This window comes from Streptomyces sp. NPDC102278 (assembly GCF_044766345.1).
GTDB lineage: Bacteria > Actinomycetota > Actinomycetes > Streptomycetales > Streptomycetaceae > Streptomyces.
The window spans coordinates 229,204-247,691 of record NZ_JBIWLV010000002.1; the positions used below are offsets into that span (position 1 = coordinate 229,204).

At 71.2% G+C, this 18,488-nt stretch carries 20 protein-coding genes; 6 read left to right on the plus strand and 14 right to left on the minus strand.

Going from position 1 to position 18,488, the window contains the following annotated elements; translation table 11 throughout:
• Nucleotides 1-253 precede the first annotated feature (253 nt).
• Complete coding sequence (locus ACIRO3_RS05865; RefSeq protein ID WP_404132917.1) at nt 254-808, plus strand: hypothetical protein; 555 nt, start codon at nt 254-256, stop codon at nt 806-808.
• Nucleotides 809-882: 74 nt separating this feature from the next.
• Here the strand turns inward: ACIRO3_RS05865 and ACIRO3_RS05870 are convergent, their stop codons facing one another.
• Entirely contained in the window at nt 883-1,104 is a 222-nt protein-coding gene (locus ACIRO3_RS05870) for a ferredoxin (RefSeq protein WP_404132919.1), read from the minus strand.
• 5 nt (nt 1,105-1,109) lie between these two features.
• The gene (locus ACIRO3_RS05875) at nt 1,110-2,309 is read right to left on the minus strand and encodes a cytochrome P450 (protein ID WP_404132921.1); all 1,200 of its coding nucleotides are present in this window, start codon (nt 2,307-2,309) and stop codon (nt 1,110-1,112) included.
• Between the two features lie 173 nt (nt 2,310-2,482).
• On the opposite strand from ACIRO3_RS05875, the gene ACIRO3_RS05880 reads away from it, so the two are divergent.
• The gene (locus tag ACIRO3_RS05880) at nt 2,483-3,073 is read left to right on the plus strand and encodes a TetR/AcrR family transcriptional regulator (protein WP_404132924.1); all 591 of its coding nucleotides are present in this window, start codon (nt 2,483-2,485) and stop codon (nt 3,071-3,073) included.
• A 186-nt stretch (nt 3,074-3,259) separates the two neighbouring features.
• On the opposite strand, the gene ACIRO3_RS05885 is transcribed toward ACIRO3_RS05880, so the two are convergent.
• From ACIRO3_RS05885 to ACIRO3_RS05925, 9 genes are all read right to left on the minus strand, one after another.
• Nucleotides 3,260-4,537, minus strand: coding sequence for an Nramp family divalent metal transporter (locus tag ACIRO3_RS05885; protein ID WP_404132927.1), 1,278 nt, complete (start codon nt 4,535-4,537; stop codon nt 3,260-3,262).
• Nucleotides 4,538-4,710: 173 nt separating this feature from the next.
• Entirely contained in the window at nt 4,711-5,610 is a 900-nt protein-coding gene (thpD, locus tag ACIRO3_RS05890) for an ectoine hydroxylase (RefSeq protein ID WP_361975044.1), read from the minus strand.
• 28 nt (nt 5,611-5,638) lie between these two features.
• Nucleotides 5,639-6,043 carry an ectoine synthase gene (locus ACIRO3_RS05895; RefSeq protein ID WP_267799288.1) on the minus strand — a complete coding sequence of 135 codons (405 nt, stop codon included), beginning with the start codon at nt 6,041-6,043 and terminating at the stop codon, nt 5,639-5,641.
• 39 nt (nt 6,044-6,082) lie between these two features.
• Nucleotides 6,083-7,351, minus strand: coding sequence for a diaminobutyrate--2-oxoglutarate transaminase (gene ectB, locus ACIRO3_RS05900; RefSeq protein WP_404132931.1), 1,269 nt, complete (start codon nt 7,349-7,351; stop codon nt 6,083-6,085).
• Nucleotides 7,352-7,488: 137 nt separating this feature from the next.
• The gene (ectA, locus tag ACIRO3_RS05905) at nt 7,489-8,040 is read right to left on the minus strand and encodes a diaminobutyrate acetyltransferase (RefSeq protein WP_404132934.1); all 552 of its coding nucleotides are present in this window, start codon (nt 8,038-8,040) and stop codon (nt 7,489-7,491) included.
• 314 nt (nt 8,041-8,354) lie between these two features.
• Nucleotides 8,355-8,609 (minus strand): hypothetical protein, encoded by a 255-nt coding sequence (locus ACIRO3_RS05910; protein ID WP_361780806.1) that lies wholly within the window; start codon nt 8,607-8,609, stop codon nt 8,355-8,357.
• Nucleotides 8,606-8,911: a DUF6247 family protein gene (locus ACIRO3_RS05915; protein WP_404132937.1), complete on the minus strand. Its 306-nt coding sequence runs from the start codon at nt 8,909-8,911 to the stop codon at nt 8,606-8,608. The genes ACIRO3_RS05910 and ACIRO3_RS05915 overlap by 4 nt, the downstream gene beginning before the upstream one ends.
• A 299-nt stretch (nt 8,912-9,210) precedes the next feature.
• On the minus strand, nt 9,211-9,531 hold the full coding sequence (locus ACIRO3_RS05920) for a hypothetical protein (RefSeq protein WP_361780800.1): 321 nt from the start codon (nt 9,529-9,531) through the stop codon (nt 9,211-9,213).
• 63 nt (nt 9,532-9,594) lie between these two features.
• Nucleotides 9,595-10,521, minus strand: a complete 927-nt coding sequence (locus ACIRO3_RS05925; RefSeq protein WP_404132940.1) for a YihY/virulence factor BrkB family protein — start codon at nt 10,519-10,521, stop codon at nt 9,595-9,597.
• 225 nt (nt 10,522-10,746) lie between these two features.
• Here ACIRO3_RS05925 and ACIRO3_RS05930 point away from each other — a divergent pair, with 225 nt between their 5' ends.
• Nucleotides 10,747-12,750 carry an NAD-binding lipoprotein gene (locus ACIRO3_RS05930; RefSeq protein WP_404132942.1) on the plus strand — a complete coding sequence of 668 codons (2,004 nt, stop codon included), beginning with the start codon at nt 10,747-10,749 and terminating at the stop codon, nt 12,748-12,750.
• Nucleotides 12,751-12,807: 57 nt separating this feature from the next.
• Here ACIRO3_RS05930 and ACIRO3_RS05935 read toward each other — a convergent pair whose 3' ends face one another.
• Complete coding sequence (locus tag ACIRO3_RS05935) at nt 12,808-13,008, minus strand: hypothetical protein (RefSeq protein ID WP_361780791.1); 201 nt, start codon at nt 13,006-13,008, stop codon at nt 12,808-12,810.
• Between the two features lie 105 nt (nt 13,009-13,113).
• Here ACIRO3_RS05935 and ACIRO3_RS05940 point away from each other — a divergent pair, with 105 nt between their 5' ends.
• The gene (locus ACIRO3_RS05940) at nt 13,114-14,337 is read left to right on the plus strand and encodes an MFS transporter (RefSeq protein ID WP_404132946.1); all 1,224 of its coding nucleotides are present in this window, start codon (nt 13,114-13,116) and stop codon (nt 14,335-14,337) included.
• 9 nt (nt 14,338-14,346) lie between these two features.
• On the opposite strand, the gene ACIRO3_RS05945 is transcribed toward ACIRO3_RS05940, so the two are convergent.
• Nucleotides 14,347-15,108, minus strand: a complete 762-nt coding sequence (locus ACIRO3_RS05945) for a YqjF family protein (protein ID WP_404132949.1) — start codon at nt 15,106-15,108, stop codon at nt 14,347-14,349.
• 38 nt (nt 15,109-15,146) lie between these two features.
• Nucleotides 15,147-16,118 (minus strand): hypothetical protein, encoded by a 972-nt coding sequence (locus tag ACIRO3_RS05950; RefSeq protein WP_404132952.1) that lies wholly within the window; start codon nt 16,116-16,118, stop codon nt 15,147-15,149.
• Between the two features lie 252 nt (nt 16,119-16,370).
• On the opposite strand from ACIRO3_RS05950, the gene ACIRO3_RS05955 reads away from it, so the two are divergent.
• Complete coding sequence (locus ACIRO3_RS05955) at nt 16,371-16,883, plus strand: SRPBCC family protein (protein WP_404132955.1); 513 nt, start codon at nt 16,371-16,373, stop codon at nt 16,881-16,883.
• 240 nt (nt 16,884-17,123) lie between these two features.
• A complete protein-coding gene (locus ACIRO3_RS05960; RefSeq protein ID WP_404132958.1) occupies nt 17,124-18,443 on the plus strand; it encodes an aldehyde dehydrogenase family protein in 1,320 nt (439 codons plus the stop codon).
• Nucleotides 18,444-18,488: the final 45 nt, after the last annotated feature.

Here is an 18,488-nt window from a genome sequence, read left to right on the forward strand (position 1 = left end):
CACAGTAGCACGCCCACACCTGACGAAATCGGCCAAGAATCCCGCCCCTCCCGGGAGACGAGAAACCCTCAGCGCACCTTTCCCCTCTTTCTGCGTTCGCCGACACAGAAATACGACATCGAGGTCCGACCCCGGCCCCGCGTCCCGCGCCGACCGCCCGTCACCGTCGCCCGTCGCCCATCGCCCGGACACGGCCTGCGGCCCCGCCCGCACCTGCCGGTCACCACGCCTCACCGCCCCTACGGTGTGCACCATGGCCCACGACGAGACCCCCGCGGCCGGGTCCCCCGCTCACGGTCCCGCACCCGATCAAGCCCTCGACGACGAACCGTTGTTCGCCGCCGCGCGGCTCAAGGAGCGCCTGTACGCGACGATCACCATGATCTCGGTGGTGGTCGGTCTCGCCGGCTTCGGCCACACGACCACGGCCGAGGCGGCGGCCACGATCCTGACCACCGCCGTCGGCCTGTGGCTGGCCGCCCTGGTCGCGGACCAGCAGGCTCACCGCGTCGTCCACGGCCGCTTCGCCACCGGCCGCGAACTGCGCCACATGCTGTCCGTCAGCAGCCCCCTGTTGCTGTCCGCCGCGGGCCCCCTCACCCTGCTCGCCGTGGCGGCGTTCACCGCGATCAGCGTGAACACCGCGCTGCTGATCGCGGCCGGGGTGAACGTCGCCGGCCTGTTCACCTGGGGGTGTTACGGGGGCATCCGCATGGGGGCCGTTACCGCTCTCGCCCTGCTGGCGGGGGTCGTGGACGCGATCATCGGGACCGCGGTCGCCCTGGTCAAGGTCGCCGCCGGACACTGAACGCCCCGTCGCGGGGCGGACCGGCCCCCGTACGGTCGCGACACTCACACGCCACACGCCACACGCCACACGCCCTACGGGCGCGGAGCGATCACCCTCCCCGCCTCGGACACCGTGATCGCCTGGGCCGGGCAGATGTCCGCCGCGTCCAGAACGGTCGTGTCCTCGCCCGTCTTCGGCCGCCGTACCGAGGCCTTCTCGTCCTCCAGGGCGAACACCTCGGGGGCGACGGCGGCGCACATCCCAGAGCCCATGCACAACTGCCGGTCCGCGCGTACGGTCCACCTTCCGGGCATCGCGCTCACCACCCGACCGGCATCACGCGGGGGCCCCTGACCAGCATCTGCGACTTCCACGTCACGTCACCCGCGAGGCGCAGACCGGGGAATCGGGTGACGAGTCCCACCAACGCCTCCTGGAGTTCGAGGCGGGCCAGGGGGGCGCCCAGGCAGTGGTGGACTCCGTGGCCGAAGCCGAGGTGGGGGACGCCGTCGCGGGTGATGTCCAGGACGCCCGGGGCACTGAACCGCAGCGCGTCACGGTTGGCGGCGCCGGTGGCGACCAGCACCGGGGTGCCGGCCCGCACCAGGGTGCCGCCGACCTCCACGTCCTGGGTGGCGTAGCGCGGCTGACTGGCGCCACTGCCCAGCGGGACGAAGCGCAGCAGTTCCTCGACGGCGTTGGGGACGAGTTCGGGTCGCGATCGCAGCAGGGCGAGCTGCTCCGGGTGCTCCAGCAGGGTGAGGGTGAAGTTGGGGATCTGGGAGGCGGTGGTCTCGTGGCCCGCGACCAGGATGCCCACGCACAGGTCGACCAGTTCCAGCTCGGAGAGTCGGTCGGATCCGTCGCGGGCCTCGATGAGCGCCGTCATCAGGTCGTCCCGGGGCCGTTCGCGGTGATGGTGGATCAGGGTGCGCATGTAGTCGCGCAGTTCCTCGCGGTTGGCCTCGAACTCGGCGGCGCTGAGGGAACTGGTCGACAGGGCGGCGTCGCTCCAGACGCGGAAGCGGGGGCGGTCCTCCTCGGGGACCCCCAGCATGCGGCAGATCACGGCCACGGGAAGGGGGAGCGCGAAGCGGTCCACGAGGTCGGCGGGCGGACCCGCCGCCTCCAGGTCGTCGAGGAGTGCCGCGGTGAGTTCGCGTACCCAGGGGCGCAGCTTCTCCACCTGGTGCACGGTGAACGCGCGGGCCACCAGGGAGCGCAGTCGGGTGTGGTCGGGCGGGTCCATGGCGAGGATGCCGCTGTCGGAGCGTCCCTCGGACTGGCGGGGCTCGTCGTGGCGGGCGCCTTCGGCGCGGCTGAAACGCTGGTCTCCGAGAACGAGACGGGCGTCGGCGTAGCGGGTGACCAGCCAGGCGCTCTCGCCGTAGGGCAGTTGGACGCGTAACAGCCCGGGGCGCTCCCGAACCTGTTCGTAGGCGTCGGCGAGTTGGAGTCCCTCGGCGGAGTTGAAGGGGTAGGCCAGGGGTGCGGTGGTGTCGGTGTCCGGTGCGGGCATCACGGCCTCCAGATGTAAGCGACTGCTTACAAACGTAGAACGGTCCATCCGGACGGTCAACGGGGCCTCGGCGTGGCTATCCTGACAGGCCCCCGACTGACGACCGGCGCGCGCGGAACGCGCCGGCGCACGACGCGGAGCGAAGACGAGACGGCGGAGCGAGGACCTCGACGATGGACGAAGCCACCCGCGGGCGAGCGGGCGAGCGCCGCCGCGACGCCTCGGCCACCCGCCGCCGGATACTCGACGCGGCGCGCGACCTGTTCGCCGAGCGGGGGTACGAGCGGGCCACCGTCCGCGACATCGCGGAGGTGGCCGGCTCGAACCAGGCGCTGCTGTTCCGCTACTTCGGTTCCAAGCAGGGCCTGCTCGCGGAGGTGCTCGCGCGGGGCGGTCTGGAGCAGGTGCGGGCCACCCCTCCGGAGGAGTTGTTCGAGACCGCGCTGCGCTCCATGCTCACGAGCAGCGCCGCCGGCACGGGTGACCGTTCCCTGGAGGTGTACCTGCGGTCGGTGGGGCGTGGCGAGGACGCGGCCGGGACCCTGCGCGAGCTGGGCGGGGAGTACCAGCGGGCGCTGGCCTCGCTCTCCGACGCACCGGACGGGGCCCTGCGCGCCGATCTGGCGATGGCCTGGCTGCTCGGCATCGGCCTGATGCGCACGGTCGTGGCCCGTGAGCCGTTGACGGGCGCCGACCCGGACGAGGTGTGCGCGCTCGTCCTCACCACGCTGCGCCACCTGTGGGAAGTGGCGCCGGACGCGTAGTCCGTCAGGGTGCGGGGACGGCGACGGCGGGTTCCTCGTGCTCTTCGACCTCCGGGCGCCCCTTCTTCGGGAGCAGGAACGTGACGGCCAGGAACGCCACCAAAAGGCCGACCCGCCGATCGACTGGACGGCCGACAGGACGCCGGACGCGGAGCCGCTCCATCGGGGCGACGGTGGCCGGCGGGACTACCAGGGCAGTTCTCGGACCTGCTGTACGCACAGGACCACGAACAGCAGCCCGGCGCCCGCGAGCATCGTGTTGCTCAGCGCACCGTTTCGCCATTCGGCGGGCGTCCGCCTGGAGTTGAGCAGCCAGAGCAGGGTGAGGGCCAGGAACGGCATGAAGAACGCGCCGATCACCCCGTAGACGATGACGAGGGCGAAGGGCTCGTCCAGGAAGAGCAGGCCGATCGGCGGGAAGGTGAGCCAGAGCAGGTACGCCCGGAAGGGCAGGGACTTCTCGCGGTCCGTGCCGGTTGGGACGAGGGAGGGCCGGTATTTCGACGTGAAATCGGCGAACATCAGGCTCACTCCGTGCCACACCCCGATCAGCGAGGTGAACGAGGTGGCGAAGAAGCCCACCAGGAAGAGCTTGGCGGTGGCGTTCCCGTAGCGTTGCTCAAGGATCGCGCCGAGGTCCAGCAGCCCCTTGTCCCCTTTGGCGAGCGCGACGCCGGAGGAGTGCAGGAGTTCGGCGCCCACGAAGAGCATGGCCACGACGAAGATCCCGGTGGTGACGTAGGCGACGCGGTTGTCGAGCCGCATCACCTTCATCCAGCCCGTGTCGGTCCACCCCTTGGCGTTGACCCAATAGCCGTACGCGGCCAGCGTGATGGTGCCCCCGACGCCGCCGATCAGGCCGAGCGTGTAGATCAGCGAACCGTCCGGGAGGACGGGCACCAGGCCGGCGAGGGCTTCGTCGAGCTGGGGCGTGACCCGGATCGCGAGGTAGACCGTGACCAGGAACATCACGCCGACCAGGACGGTCATGACCTTCTCGAAGACGGCGTAGCGGTTGAACCAGACGAACACCAGTCCCACCAGGCCGCACACCACCGCCCAGCCCTTCAGGTCCATGACGTCGGGGAACAGGGCGGCCAGCGGGAGGGCGCTGGACGACATCGCGGCGGCGCCGTAGACGAACCCCCACACGATCACGTAGCCGACGAAGTAGACGGTGGTCCAGGGACCGAGGCTGCGCCAGCCGTCGAAGAGTGTCCGGCCGGTGGCCAGGTGCCAACGGCCCACCGCCTCGGCGAGGGAGACCTTGACGAGGCAGCCGATGACGGCCGCCCACAGCAGGGTGTAGCCGAACTTGCCGCCGGCGATGAGTGTCGCGACGAGGTCACCCGCGCCGACGCCCGTCGCCGCGACGACGATGCCGGGGCCGATGTACCGCCAACTCGCCTTGCGCGGCGTATGGTCCTCGCCGCGCCGGGTGTCGATGCGCGTGCTGTCCGCCATGGGGACCCCGCCTTCCCGTCGGCCTTGTGTGGCAACCCGTGCCACCAAAGCCGCTCGACGGCGGTCGCGCAAGAGGGCAGGAGGGTGATCGGGGCGCACGACCGCGGGGAACACCGCGCCGGATGGCGACGGTGTTCCCCGCGAGGTCACACGTGCGGGTGGCTCCGCCGAGGTCAGCGCACCGGGACGACGTCCTGTGCGGCGATGAACTCGGGGCGCCGGACGGGCGCCGCGAAGGGCTCCTCGGGCGCGTTGTCCACGCTGTTGAACACGAAGAAGACGTTGCTCCGCGGGTAGGGGGTGATGTTGTCACCGGAACCGTGCATCGCGTTGCAGTCGAACCAGGTGGCCGAGCCTGCCTGGCCGGTGAAGAGCCTGATGCCGCAGGCCTCCGAGAACTTCGAGAGCGCCTCCTGCGAGGGGATGCCCGCGTCCTGCATCTGCAAGGACCTCTTGTAGTTGTCCTTGGGCGTCTCTCCGGCGCAACCGAGGAAGGTCCGGTGGGACCCCGGCATGATCATGAGGCCGCCGTTGGTGGGGTAGTTCGGCGTCAGCGCGATCGACACCGAGACGGTCCGCATGCGCGGGAGCCCGTCTTCCGCGTGCCAGGTCTCGAAGTCGGAGTGCCAGTAGAAGCCGCGCGCGCCGAAGCCGGGCTTCACGTTGATCCGGGACTGGTGCACGTACACGTCCGACCCCAGGATCTGCCGGGCCACGCCCACCACCCGCGGATCCGCAGCGAGTTGCGCGAAGGCCTTGCTGATCCGGTGCACCTCGAACACCGAGCGGACCTCGTCCGAGGACGGCTCGATGATCGAGCGCTCGTCCGCCCGTATCGCCGGGTCGGCGACGAGACGGTCCAGTTCGGTCCGGTAGACGTCGACTTCCTCGGGGGTGATCAGCTGGTCCACCGGGTGGAAGCCCTGTCGCTCGAAGCTCTCCAGCTCATGCCCCCACAGCGGCCCCGGCGTCCCGGGCGCCGACCAGACGACGGGGTCCTGACGGCCGATCAGCACCTCCTCGGATCCCCGGGTCGGATACGTGTCCGTGGTGCGCGCGGTTGTGGTGATCATGATGTTGCCCGCCTCTCCTCTCGTCTTCTCAGGCGCTGTGCGGCTCGGTGAGCAGCGGGTAGACGCCGTTCTCGTCGTGGTCCTCGCGCCCGGTGACGGGCGGGTTGAAGACGCACAGACAGCGGAAGTCCCGTGCGACCCGCAGGGTGTGCCGTTCGTGGCCGTCGAGCAGGTACATGGTTCCGGGCGTGATGAGGTACTTCTCGCCCGTCTCCTCGTCGGTGAGTTCGGCCTCACCCTCGGTGCACACGACGGCCTCGACGTGGTTCGCGTACCACATGGACGTCTCGGTGCCGGCGTAGAGAACGGTCTCGTGCAGGGAGAAGCCGACGCGCTCGCGCGCGAGCACGATGCGCTTGCTCTCCCAGGTCCCGGACGCGGCCTTCACGTGCCGGTCGGTCCCCTCGATGTCCTTGAAAGAACGGACGATCATTCTTCGTTCACCTCTCTTCACATGCGACGCGCGTGGTGGTCAGGCCGTCTCGCGGACGGAGCGCGTCAGGATTTCCAGACCCTCTTCCAGTTCGGCGGGGGTCAGCGTGAGCGGCGGCAGGAGCTTGACCACCTCGCTCTGGGGGCCCGAGGTCTCGACGAGGAGACCGTGCTCATAGGCCTGCCGGCAGACGGCGGTCGCCCGGTCGGTGTCCTCGAACTCGAGGCCCCACACCATTCCCCTGCCCCGGTGGGTCGTTCCGGGGCGCCCGTCCTCGGCGCAGATCTCGCTCAGCGTCTGCTCGATCCGCGCGCCCTGGAGGAGCGTGCGATCGCGCAGGCCGCCGTCGTGCCAGAACGTCTCCAGGGCAGCGGTGGCCGTGACGAAGGCGGGGTTGTTGCCGCGGAAGGTGCCGTTGTGTTCGCCGGGCTCCCAGATGTCCAGTTCCGGCTTGAACAGGCAGAGCGACATGGGCAGGCCGTAGCCGCTGATGGACTTGGACAGGGTCACGATGTCGGGGGTGACGCCCGCTTCCTCGAAGGAGAAGAACTCGCCGGTGCGGCCGCAGCCCATCTGGACGTCGTCGACGATGAGCAGCATGTCGCGGCGCCGGCACAGGTCCGCCAGCTGTCGCAGCCACTCGGGGCGGGCGACGTTCACGCCGCCCTCGCCCTGGACGGTCTCCACGATCACGGCGGCGGGCTGGTTCAGCCCGGACCCCTGGTCCTCCAGCAGCCGCTCGAACCAGATGAAGTCCGGCGTCTGGCCGCCCAGGTAGTTGTCGAAGGGCATGGGCGTGGTGTGGACCAGCGGGACGCCGGCGCCGGCGCGCTTGAAGGCGTTGCCGGTCACGGCGAGCGAGCCGAGGGACATCCCGTGGAAGGCGTTGGTGAAGGAGACCACCGCTTCGCGACCCTTCGCCTTCCGCGCGAGCTTCAGCGCGGCCTCGACGGCGTTGGTCCCCGTCGGTCCCGGGAACATGACCTTGTACGGGAGGCCGCGCGGGGCCAGGATCTTGGACTGGAAGCTCTCCAGGAAGGCTCGTTTCGCGGTGGTCGACATGTCCAGGGCGTGCGTGATGCCGTCCCGCTCGATGTAGTCCAGCAGGGCGCGCTTCAGGACGGGATGGTTGTGTCCGTAGTTGAGCGACCCGGCTCCGGCGAAGAAGTCGAGGTACTCGCGCCCCCGCTCGTCGTACAGTCGGCTGCCGCTCGCCTTCTCGAAGACGGTCGGCCAGGCACGGCAGTAGCTGCGGACCTCGGACTCGACGGTCTCGAAAACACTCGGAAGCGGCTCGGTGATGGTCAACGAAATCTCCTTGTGAATGTGCGACGTACGGCGTGCGAAGCTGCGACGTGGCGTGGCGTGGCGACGGATCGGCGACGCGGCCGGCCTCGTGGAGGTGTCGTGAAACGGGCGGTGGGGACCGGTGGGCCGGGAAACGGTCAGAAGACCAGCGGCCCGATGCGGTGCAGGACCTCGGGAGCGTGTGCGTCGGCCTCGGGGAAGTCGCCGGGCGTGAAGAGCACCTCGCGGGTCAGCGGCGCGCCGTGGCGTGCGGCGTACGAGGCGAACAGTCGCTCCGAGGCGGCGTTGTCGGGCGTGATCGTCGTCTCGACGCAGCGCAGGACCTGCTTCTTCGCCTCGCGGACCGACAGGCCGTCGAGCAGCGCTCCGGCCACGCCCTGTCCGCGCAGGGACTCGTCGACGGCCACCTGCCAGACGAACAGGGTGTCGGGGGCTTCGGGCCGACGGTACCCGCTGACGAACCCGACGGGCCGTCCGCCCGCGTCGCGGGCGACCACCGAGGAGCCGGCGAAGTCACGGCACCACAGGAGGTAGCTGTACGAGGAGTTCAGGTCCAGGGCTTTCGAGTCACGAGCGATACGCCAGAGGGAAGCTCCGTCTTCCACGTCCGGGCTGTCGAGGCGCAACTCCCCGGGAAGTTCCAGGTAGCCGCTTCGGCTGCGGTCCAGTTCTGCATGTGCAGTGGTCATGCCGACGCAAGTTACCCAGCACGAGAGAAAAATGCATGGGTCCACAAGCTTCCGGATGGAAGGTCCGCATGGTATTGATGCGGGCGCGGAGCGGGCCGCGAATCCACCCTGCCGGCGATCTTCATATCGTGGGGAATCAGGACATGTCAGCCCAGCCGAGTCGTCTATAACAAGACTGTAACTTCTGCTTTTCGCCTGCGCGTCGTCCTCTCGATCGTTACAATCCCGCAAACCTGTGGCCGTTTCGCCTCCGAAAGGCTGGGCAAAGCGGCCCCCATCCGGGCGCGGACCTGGGACGACGACCCGCGGGACGGTCAGCCGAGCCAGACGACGTCGATGACGTAGAGGCGGCCGGCGGACCGGTTGACGAAGTACACGGCGGCGAGCTGCCCGATCGTCGCGGAGCGGACGTCCTCCCCCTCGGGGTCCCGGTTGTCGAAGGCCGGGAAGGACCAGGGGTCGCGGGCGGCGATGTCGAGGACGTCACGGACGATCTCCACCGCGTACTCGGGAAGCACCGCGAGGGCCTTCGCCGCCTGCGGGGACAATCGCACCGGCCAACCGCTCACCGGCGGGTCCCGAGGAGGTCTTCGAGGGCGGTGCCGTCGCCGTCGTCCCCGTCCGCGGCCAGGAAGGCGTCGACGGCCGGAGCGGCGGCGAGGCGGACCTGCCAGGTGCGGACCACGTCGTGCAGCGGGGAGAGGCTGTAACTGTGGCGGGCGTACTCCAGGGCCTGCTCCCAGTCACGTGCGAAGGCCGGCTCCCAGCGCTCCGCGTGGCGGTCGGCCCGGATGCGGGCGAGCAGTTCGGCCGCCGCCGTGGGGGCGGGTGCCGGCGGCAGGGCGGGCGCGTACTCGGGCCGTGCGCTCATGCGTCCTCCAGGGGTTCCGGGCCGACACGCTAGCGAAGGCGGCCTCCCGTCGGCTCCCGTTCCGTCGCACCGCCGCGGACACGGGGCGATCGAGCACGCTCTGACGTGGGTGAACGCACCCCGAACGCACACGCCGGCCGTTTCGGGGTACGTTCGTTGGTACGGGGTGCGGCCTTGGCCATCAGGGTCGCGACGGGGGCCGCACCCCGACACTCGTTGAAACCGCGTCCACGCGCCGCTCGCCCACGCTCACGCTCACGGACCGCTGGGGAGCCGGAAGTCAGCCTTCGGGGCCCCCGTCAGCGCGCGCGTCGCCGCGTCCCGCCGGCGGGCGGCGGGAGTGCGGGTGAGGGGTCGGCGCCGCGCAGGTGGAGATTGCGGACCGTGTCGGCGATCTCGCGCTGGAGGTGCTCCCAGGAGACCAGCCGTTGCCAGAGGGGATCCGGTTCGCCCGGCACGGTGGCGCCCCGCGCCGTCCATTCGCGGGCGAGTTCCTCGAACAGGGGCGCCCCCTCGGCGCCCGCGCGGATCGCCTGTCGGGGAACGCGGGTGGCCAGGATGCCGTCGTCGGCGCCGCGGTGGCGAGCCGTGCCGGTGATCGTGGAGTGCTTCGGAGCCATGCCCACACAAACGATGCGTCACCCGCGCGGACACGACCTCGTCGGCCGCGGCCGGCGCGGTGGTCAGGACACGGCGGGGGTCACGCAGGCGTCGGTTTCCGACCGTGACGTGTCACGGGCCAGGACCGCGTTGAACTGGGCGCCGGTGAGCAGGGCGAGGTTGGTGAACCAGAGCCAGATGAGGAAGACCACGATCCCGGCGAGCGAACCGTAGAGCCGGCTGTAGGTGCCGAACTCGGTGTAGAGCGTGAAGAGCGCCGAGGCGGAGAGCCAGAGGACGGCCGCCAGCGCTCCGCCCGGAAGGCCGCGGCGGGTTCCCCGGGCGCGCGCGGGACCCGTGCGGAAGAGGATCATGATGAGCGAGATGGCGATGACGAGCAGGGTCGGCCAGCGCAGCACGGCCATGGTGTCCACTCCCTCGTAGCCCGCGGCGGCCACGACGCGGCGGGCGAAGGGCCCCGAGGCGACCAGGCTGGCCGCTCCGGTCACCAGCAGTCCCAGCAGCAGCGCGGCGGTCAGGACGAGGACGTGGGCGGCGCGCAGGGGCGGCCGCGTGTCGGGAAGGCGGTACATCGCGTGCAGCGCGCGGCGGAAGACCGCGAGGTAGCTGGAGGCCGACCACAAGGCGCTCACGATGCCGCCGGCGAGCAGCAGCCACATGGAGGACGGATCCGCGGTCAGGGAGTCGAGGACCTCGCGGAGCGTGGCAGCGGACTGGGGCGGGGCGTAGGAGGTGAGGTCCAGGATCAGCCGCTCGCGGGTGCCCGGACCGGCCAGACCCACGAGGGAGACCGAGACAAGCAGGGCGGGCACCAGTGCCAGGACCGCGTAGTAGGTGAGGGCGGCGGCGTAGTCGGCGACGTTGTCGTTCCACACGCGCACCGCGGTGTCGCGCAGGGCGGAGCGGGTGCGCACGGCGAGCGCGACGGCGCCGTTCCCCGGGATCGCCGGGGTGGTGCGGGGAGCGGTGCGGGGAGTGTTCGAGGCCACGGCCCGCTCATGCCCCTCGTGAGCGTTCCTACGCGCCTCGGGCCCTGGCCGCACACAGGGCCCGAACTCAAGATCGACACGTCACGCGATGGGCGGATTCCGCGTCGGTGCCGCGTTCGCGTCGTCCGGGCGGACTAGCCTGCGTCCTGCACAAACCCACCGATGCCGGGCAGTCGGAGACGCGACGCGCGCACCCGGCACCGGCAGCTGACCGAGGAACCCCGGTTGACAGGTCGCAGGACGACGGAACAACGCGCCGACCCCACCTGGCCGCGTACCCGCTATTGGTTCGACACCATCGTGGCGCGCGGGAGCGCGCTGCTCATCGGCTGGCTCACCCTGATGTGTCTGGCCATCGTGATCCCGGCCAGCATCGCGCTGGTCTGGGCCGACCAGGACGCGCCGAGGACCTGGTCCGGGCAGCTCGTCGCCGTCTGGGTGAGCGTCGGCCAGACCCTGAAGATCGGGGGCGCCGTCGGCAGCCCCCTGTACGTCGTCATCTCGGTCCTGTTGGCCCTGGTGGCGCTGTTGTTCGTCTCCACCCTCGTCAGCCTGATCACCACCGGCCTCAACGACAAGGTGCTGGCCCTGCGACGCGGCCGGTCCACGGTCCTGGAGGCGCGGCACACCGTCCTCCTCGGCTGGTCGGATCAGGTCTTCCCCATCGTCTCGGAGCTGACCGTCGCCAACTCCAACCAGCGCAGGGCCGTCATCGCCGTCCTCGGGCCGAAGGACAAGGCGGAGATGGAGGACGAGATCGACACCGCGCTCGGCCGCCTCGGTCACACCCGGCTGATCTGTCGCAGCGGTGTGACCACCGACCCCGCCGTCATCTCCCTGGTCAGTCCCGAGACCGCACGCGCCGTGTTGGTCCTGACCCACGAGGGCGAGGACGGAGACGCGCACGTGGTGAAGACGCTCCTGGCGCTGGAGGCGGCGGTACGCGGCCGGGGCCGCCCCTCCGTCGTCGCCGCGGTGCGCGACGGCCGCCACCACCGGGCGGCGGACCTGGCCGCTGGGGCCCACGGCCGGGTGCTGAACATCGAGGACATCACCGCCCGCCTCATCGCCCAGACCTCGTGCCAGCCCGGACTCTCCCTCGTCTACCAGGAGTTGTTGGACTTCGCCGGCGACGAGATCTACATGGTCGAGGAACCGGCCCTGGTCGGGCGCACCTTCGGTGACCTGCTGCTGGCGTACGACACCTCCAGCGTCGTCGGCGTCCTGCGCGGCGCGGGCGGCGTCGAACTCAACCCGGCCGCCGACAGTGTCCTCGGGGCCGGTGACCGGATCGTGCTGATCACCGAGGACGACGACACGGCGGCCAGGGCGGACCGGCCGCCCGCCGTGGACGAGGAGGCGATCGTGGTGCCGCACACGACGACGTTGCCCCCGGAACGGTTCCTGCTGCTCGGGTGGAACCACCGTGCCCCGCTCGTCGTCGGGCAACTCGACCGCTGTGTCCCCGACGGTTCGACCCTCGTGGTCATGGCGGAGGGCGAGGGGCCGCTGAAGGAGGCCGGCAGCTGCGCGCGGTCGTCGGGGCGCCGGCTGCGCGTCACCGTCCACAGCGGCGACATCACCGACCCGCGGATCCTCGACGAGCTGGACGTGCTCTCCTTCGACCGGGTCATCGTCCTCGGGTACGACGACGTGGCCACGGCGCCCGGGGCGCTCGGCGGTGACGACAGGACGCTGGTGACCCTGCTCCACCTGCGCGCGCTGGAGGAGGCGTCCGGCCGTGAACTGGCGGTCGTGACCGAGATGACCGACGACCGCAACCGGTTGCTCGCCCCGGCCCGGGAAGGAGCCGATTTCATCGTCGGTGGCAGGCTGATCAGCTTGTTGATGACGCAGATCGCGGAGAATCCCCACCTCGCCGACGTCTTCGACAGGCTGTTCACGGTCGGCGGTGACACCCTCCATCTGAAACCCGCCACGGGGTACGTGCTGCCCGACCGTGAGGTCACCTTCGCGACGGTGGTGGAGTCCGGTCTGCGGCAGGGGCACTGCGTCATCGGGTTCCGGCTCCACGAGGGCGGCGAGCGGGGCCCTTCGTACGGGGTCCGGATCAACCCGGACAAGCGGGAGCGGGTGCGGTTGGGGGCGGAGGATTCGGTGATCGTGTTGGCGCCGAACCCGGTGGCCGGGGACGCGGACGCCCTGTCGGGACGTCCGTTGCCCGGGGGCCGAAACCGTGCCCCGGCCACGGTGGAGGGTGTCGCGTGAGCGGCGGTGACCGGGCGCCGTCGGACGCCGCCGCCAAGCCGCCGCCGGGGGCGGGCCTCAGCCCGTGAGGGCGCCCGCGTCCTGGTCCTGGGCCACCACGAGGAAGGCGTCCTGGTCCAGGTCCATCACGACGCGCACCGTCTCGCCGCGGGCGCGGCGCCGCGCGGCGGATTCCTCGGCGGGCCAGCTTCCGCGCGGACCACCGGCGGGGAAAAATTCGAGAACCCTCGCACCCGTCACCCTCAACACCTCCGCCATGCGGCTCCGAAAAGTCTGTGTCCCACCGCTTGCCCGCGCCGCCCGCCGACATGCGCGCACGGGGCGTTCCGGGCTTTGCGGCCCCGCGCTCCTAGGGTGTGCTCCATGGCAGCGAAGATCAGCCCGGCCGGTGGGCGCGACCGGCGACGGCTCGGGTACCTGAGCGCGGCGGTGGTGTTCGCCATCGGCATGGCCGGCACGACGCTCCCCACCCCCCTGTACGGGTTGTACAGGCAGGAGCTCGGCTTCTCCGAGCTGATGGTGACGCTGGTCTTCGCCGCCTACGCCGTCGGGGTCATCGTCACCCTGCTGGTCGCCGGCAACTACTCGGACACGGCGGGCCGTCGACCCGTACTGCTGTACGCGCTGGGGCTGTCGGCGCTGAGCGCGGTCTGCTTCCTGCTGGAGGGCGGTCTCCCGCTGCTGTTCGCGGGCCGCGTGCTGTCGGGCTTCTCGGCGGGGCTGCTCAGCGGCGTGGGTACGGTCACCGTCCTGGAACTGGCGTCCCCCGAGCACAAGAGGCGCGCGGGGCTGGCCGCGACCGCGGCCAACATGGGCGGTCTGGGCTGTGGTCCGCTGCTGGCCGGGGTGTTGGCCGAGTACGCGCCGCTGCCGCTGGTCCTGCCGTTCCTGGCGCATCTCGTACTGCTGTCCTTCGCCTGCGCCATCGTGCTGCTGTTGCCGGAGACGGTCGAGCACCCCCTGCGCCTGCCTCCCCTGAAGCCGCAGGGCCTGTCCGTCCCGCCGGACATCCGCGGCGTCTTCGTGCCGTGCGCGCTCGCGGCGTTCGCCGGATTCGCGCTGCTCGGGCTGTTCACCTCGATCGCGCCGAGTTTCGTGTCCGAGACCCTGGGGGTGGTCAACCACGCCACGGCCGGTCTGGTGGTCTTCACCGTGTTCCTCGGCTCGACGATCGGCCAGGTCCTGGTGGGGCGCATGCCCGTGGGGCGGGCGCTGCCGCTGGGCTGCCTCGTGCTGGTGGTCGGTCTCCTGCTGGTGGGAGCCTCGTTGTGGACCGAGTCGATGCCGCTGCTGGTGGCGGGGGCGGTGTGCGGGGGGCTGGGTCAGGGGATGGCCTTCCGCGCCGCGCTGACGGCCGTGAGCGACGCCGCGCCGCCCGCGCACCGGGGCGCCACGATCTCCTCGTTCTTCGTGGTGGCGTACGCGGGCATCTCGCTCCCGGTGGTCGGCGTGGGCGCGTTGACGCTGTGGCTCGGGCTGGTGGGTGCCGGGCTGACGTTCACCGTGTGCGCGACGGTGCTGGCCGCGGGGACGGGCCTGTACCTCCTGCGGCACCCGCCGACGGCGCCCTCGCCGTCCGCGTCCTGAGTCCCGGCGTCACCGGCGGGGGCGCGAGCCCGCCGCGATGCGGGTGGGGCGCCCGAAGCGGACCGCCACCCCGGGTGAGTACAGGACGCTGACCGGGTCGCCGACCGGGGCGGGCAGACCGGCCGCGGTGATCAGGTCCTCCCGGCATTCGAGCAGCTCCGCTCGGTGCAGCGGCCAGCGGGGGTGGGTGTTGGGCAGGTGCAGCGGGCCACCGGGGAAGTCGTTGTGCAGGCACCAGCGTGCCGTGAGGAAGTGCTCCAACTCCGTTGGCTCCTCAATGGGTTGGCCGACGCGGACGGCGATCCTCGAGTGGGCCCCCCGAGGCCCGGGCCACTTGCGCACACCTGTGTACGTGACGATGTCACCGGTGCGGTCGACGGACATCCGCGACCACTGGTAGGGAAGCCGGAACGCGGTACGGGCGACCGCCACGGACATCAGGCGCGAGGCGTCCAGGGAGCGGAAGACGACCCCGCGCCGTCCCCGGGCGTCCACCGAGTACAGGCGTACGTTCGTCTCCGGGAAGGATCCGAGGTACGGGACGCCGGGCAGCCCGAGCCAGCCGACGCGATCCATTCGGAAGGCGATGAGGCCGACGTACGTGACGCCGTCGAGGGTGTCGGGGACGGTCCCGGGCGGCAGCAGCGGAGCCACGTCCGCCGGGTCCACCGGCCAGTGCAGGAACGCGAGGTCGAGCCAGGACTGCGTCAGCAGCGGACGCGTCGAGGAGAAGGGCGGCTCGCTGCGGACGGGTTCGCGGGGGAACGACACGGTCCCAGTGTCCCAGTCCGGCGCCGGGCGGGGAGCGGTCAGGGCTGCGGGTCCGGCGGTCGGAACGACGACAGCATGGCGATGAAGGAAGCGGACCCGGTGATCACCCCGGGGCGTCCGCTGCCCGGCGGCGCGGGCTCCACGCCCACGGCCTCGACCCCGCCGTCGTGGATCCACAGCACCTTCGGGCTCAGCCGCTGTTCGGGCGGGGCCTTCTCCCAGTTGTCGAGCACGACGGTGGAGTAGCCGACGAGCTGGGAGTGCAGGTCGGGTCCGTCGACGGCCTGGAAGTACAGGAATCCCTCGTGCGGCACCATGGCGAGGATGCCCAGGGGGGCGGGGCGGCCCAGGAGGTCGCCGGCCCGCAGCAGGTGGGTGCAGGTGAAGCCGGTCTCGCAGGTCACGGAGACCATGGGGTTGGCCGCGCCGCTGTCGTCCCGGGTGACGGGTTCGGCGGCGAGGTTGCGTTCGGCCACCGCCCACACCTCGTCCGCGTCGACGTTCCACGAGCGGAACTGCGACGCCGGCACGGGGGACGAGCGGTCGCCGTCCACCCGGATCACCAGGACCACCGCCAGGTCCTCGGTCATGGGTCGGACCAGCGCGAAGTCCTCGGCGACGGTGCGGGCGGGCACGACCCGCGGCAGCAGCAGCGGACGGACCTCCTCGAAGCCCGCCGCGTGCAGGGCGACGCGGCGGTCGCCGAGCTCCAGGAGAGCGTTGAGGTGCCGCACGGCGGCTTCGCGCCATTGTTCCCGGGGCAGCGGCCGGACCAATTGGGCGATCTCCGCCAGGTCCAACGGGAGCCCGCTGCCGATGCCGAGCTGGAGGTGACGCTCGGCGCCGAACCGCATGGGCTGGTCGGAGCCGTCCCCGTCGAGGAAGAGTCCATTGAGGAGGGCCAGGAACGACTGCCATTCGGCCGGCCCGAACCAGGGACACCACGGCGGGACGGGCAGCCCGGTGTCGGCGGATGCGGCGACCTTCTTCGCTCTGCGGAACAAGGGCATGCGCGACAGGCTAAGGCCGCGTGAATCCCGCTGTGAGCGCGTAAACAAGGCTGATGGACGGCGAGTTCAGGCCGGCGGGGGTCCTGCGCACGCTCCTGCCGTGGTTCGCGGAGCACGGGTACGCGTTCACCTTCCCGGTCCGCACCGCCGGCTGAGCCCGGTCCCCACCGCCGACCGAGGTCGCCGGGCCGGGGTCACCTCCCAGCCGTCGGCTACCAGGCGGTAACGTCGGTCTCCGAGGATTGGAGTTCCATGACCCGCCTGCTCAGCGTTTCCGACAGCGTCATCATCGAGGCCGCCCCGTCCACGGTGTACCGGCACGTGTGCGACCCCTCGCTCATGGGCCGCTGGAGCCCCGAGAACCTGGGGGCGACCCTCACCCGCGAGCCGGGCCCCGTACCGGTCGGGACGGTCTTCGACGGGCACAACAAGCGCGGCGCCTTCCGCTGGACCACCCGCTGCACGGTGATCGCCGCGGACCAGGACGAGCTGTTCCGTTTCCGGGTCCACTCCATCGGGCTGAAGCGGCCGCGCCTGCGCGGTCCCATCGCGACCTGGGAGTACCGGTTCGAGGCGGTCCCCGAGGGGACGAGGGTGACGGAGACCTGGACCGACGACCGCCGCTCGTGGCCGGATCTCGTCGCGAACGTCTTCGACAAGATCGCTACGGGCGGCCACACCTTCGCCGATTTCCAGCGCCGGAACATTCGCGTCACCCTGCGCAACCTCAAGGCCGCCCTGGAGTCCGACGCGGGCAAGCGGTAGCGGCGGACGGAGCGGCGGCCTCGACGCGCCTCGCGCCGGCGGCCGCGCCCCTCCCCCGCGACCCGGGGAGCCGTTTCGAGCGGAATAATCCGGCCACACTAGTTGCTATATACATCGATCGGCGCGGTGTGCCGTTCCTCCCCGGACGGGGCCGGACGCGCGCCCGCTCGACGATCGCCGCAGATCCGCACGTCCGGCGACGGCAACGCCCGGCCTGGCCTTTCCCTCAGGAGTCACCGCATGTCGAACCACCCTTCGGAGCAGCCCGCAGAGACCGTCGAGCGCCTGCGCGCCGGCTTCGCCTCCGGTCGCACGAAGTCGCTCGCCTGGCGTACGACGCAGCTCCGCGCGGTACGCGCCCTGCTCAAGGAACGCGGGGACGAGCTGGCCACAGCGCTCCACGCGGACCTCGGCAAGGGGCGCGAGGAGGCCTACCGCACCGAGATCGACTTCGTCGTGCGGGAGATCGACTACACGCTGGACCACCTCGCGCAGTGGCTCCGCCCCCAGCCGGTGGCTGTTCCCGAGCGGCTGAGCCCGGCCACCGCCCACACCGTGCTGGATCCGCTGGGCGTGGTCCTGGTCATCGCCCCGTGGAACTACCCGCTCCAACTGCTGCTGGCCCCGGTCATCGGCGCGCTCGCGGCGGGCAACTGCGTCCTCGCCAAGCCCAGCGAGCTGGCCCCGGCCACCTCCAGGTCCGTGGCCGAACTGCTGCCGCTGTACGTGGACACCGACGCGGTCGCCGTCGTCGAAGGAGGCGTCCCCGAGACGACGGAGCTGTTGGCGCAGCGCTTCGACCACATCTTCTACACCGGGAACGGCACGGTCGGCCGGATCGTGATGCGTGCCGCGGCCGAGCACCTCACACCGGTGACACTGGAACTCGGCGGCAAGTCGCCCGCGTTCGTCGACCGCGGCACGGACCTGTCCGTCGTGGCCGCCCGGCTCGCGTCGACGAAGTTCATGAACGCGGGGCAGACCTGCGTCGCCCCCGACTACGTCCTCACCGACCCCGAGACGGCGCGGGAGCTGGAGAAGGCCCTCACCGACGCCGTGCACGCGCTGTACGGGGACGACCCGGCCGCCTCCCCCGCGTACGGCCGCATCGTCAACGACCGTCACTTCGACCGCCTGACGGGCCTGCTGGCGTCAGGCCGCACGGTGGTCGGCGGCGATCACGACCGGGCGGCACGGTACATCGCTCCGACGGTGCTGGCCGAGGTGGCCCCGGACTCCGCCGTGATGAGCGAGGAGATCTTCGGGCCGATCCTGCCGGTGGTGGAGGTGGCCGGGCTGAACGAGGCCATCGCGTTCATCGGCGGCAGGGACAAGCCGTTGGCCCTGTACGCCTTCACCGAGTCGCAGACCACGCGGGAGCGCCTCACCCGCGAGACCTCCTCGGGTGGGCTCACGTTCGGTCTTCCCGTGGCCCATCTGACCGTCTCCGACCTCCCGTTCGGCGGGGTGGGCGAAAGCGGCATGGGCAACTACCACGGCCACTGGTCCATCGCCACCTTCAGCCACCTCAAGGCGGTCCTGGACAAGCCGCTGGGCTGATCCCGCGCCCCGGCTCCGCCGTGGCGGCGTGTACCTTCGGCTTCC

Coding starts and splice junctions, on each gene's coding strand:
- ACIRO3_RS05865 (WP_404132917.1), top strand. CDS start 254: ATGGCCCACGACGAGACCCCCGCGGCCGGGTCCCCCGCTCACGGTCCC.
- ACIRO3_RS05870 (WP_404132919.1), bottom strand. CDS start 1,104: ATGCCCGGAAGGTGGACCGTACGCGCGGACCGGCAGTTGTGCATGGGC.
- ACIRO3_RS05875 (WP_404132921.1), bottom strand. CDS start 2,309: ATGCCCGCACCGGACACCGACACCACCGCACCCCTGGCCTACCCCTTC.
- ACIRO3_RS05880 (WP_404132924.1), top strand. CDS start 2,483: ATGGACGAAGCCACCCGCGGGCGAGCGGGCGAGCGCCGCCGCGACGCC.
- ACIRO3_RS05885 (WP_404132927.1), bottom strand. CDS start 4,537: ATGGCGGACAGCACGCGCATCGACACCCGGCGCGGCGAGGACCATACG.
- thpD (WP_361975044.1), bottom strand. CDS start 5,610: ATGATCACCACAACCGCGCGCACCACGGACACGTATCCGACCCGGGGA.
- ACIRO3_RS05895 (WP_267799288.1), bottom strand. CDS start 6,043: ATGATCGTCCGTTCTTTCAAGGACATCGAGGGGACCGACCGGCACGTG.
- ectA (WP_404132934.1), bottom strand. CDS start 8,040: ATGACCACTGCACATGCAGAACTGGACCGCAGCCGAAGCGGCTACCTG.
- ACIRO3_RS05915 (WP_404132937.1), bottom strand. CDS start 8,911: ATGAGCGCACGGCCCGAGTACGCGCCCGCCCTGCCGCCGGCACCCGCC.
- ACIRO3_RS05920 (WP_361780800.1), bottom strand. CDS start 9,531: ATGGCTCCGAAGCACTCCACGATCACCGGCACGGCTCGCCACCGCGGC.
- ACIRO3_RS05935 (WP_361780791.1), bottom strand. CDS start 13,008: ATGGCGGAGGTGTTGAGGGTGACGGGTGCGAGGGTTCTCGAATTTTTC.
- ACIRO3_RS05940 (WP_404132946.1), top strand. CDS start 13,114: ATGGCAGCGAAGATCAGCCCGGCCGGTGGGCGCGACCGGCGACGGCTC.
- ACIRO3_RS05950 (WP_404132952.1), bottom strand. CDS start 16,118: ATGCCCTTGTTCCGCAGAGCGAAGAAGGTCGCCGCATCCGCCGACACC.
- ACIRO3_RS05955 (WP_404132955.1), top strand. CDS start 16,371: ATGACCCGCCTGCTCAGCGTTTCCGACAGCGTCATCATCGAGGCCGCC.
- ACIRO3_RS05960 (WP_404132958.1), top strand. CDS start 17,124: ATGTCGAACCACCCTTCGGAGCAGCCCGCAGAGACCGTCGAGCGCCTG.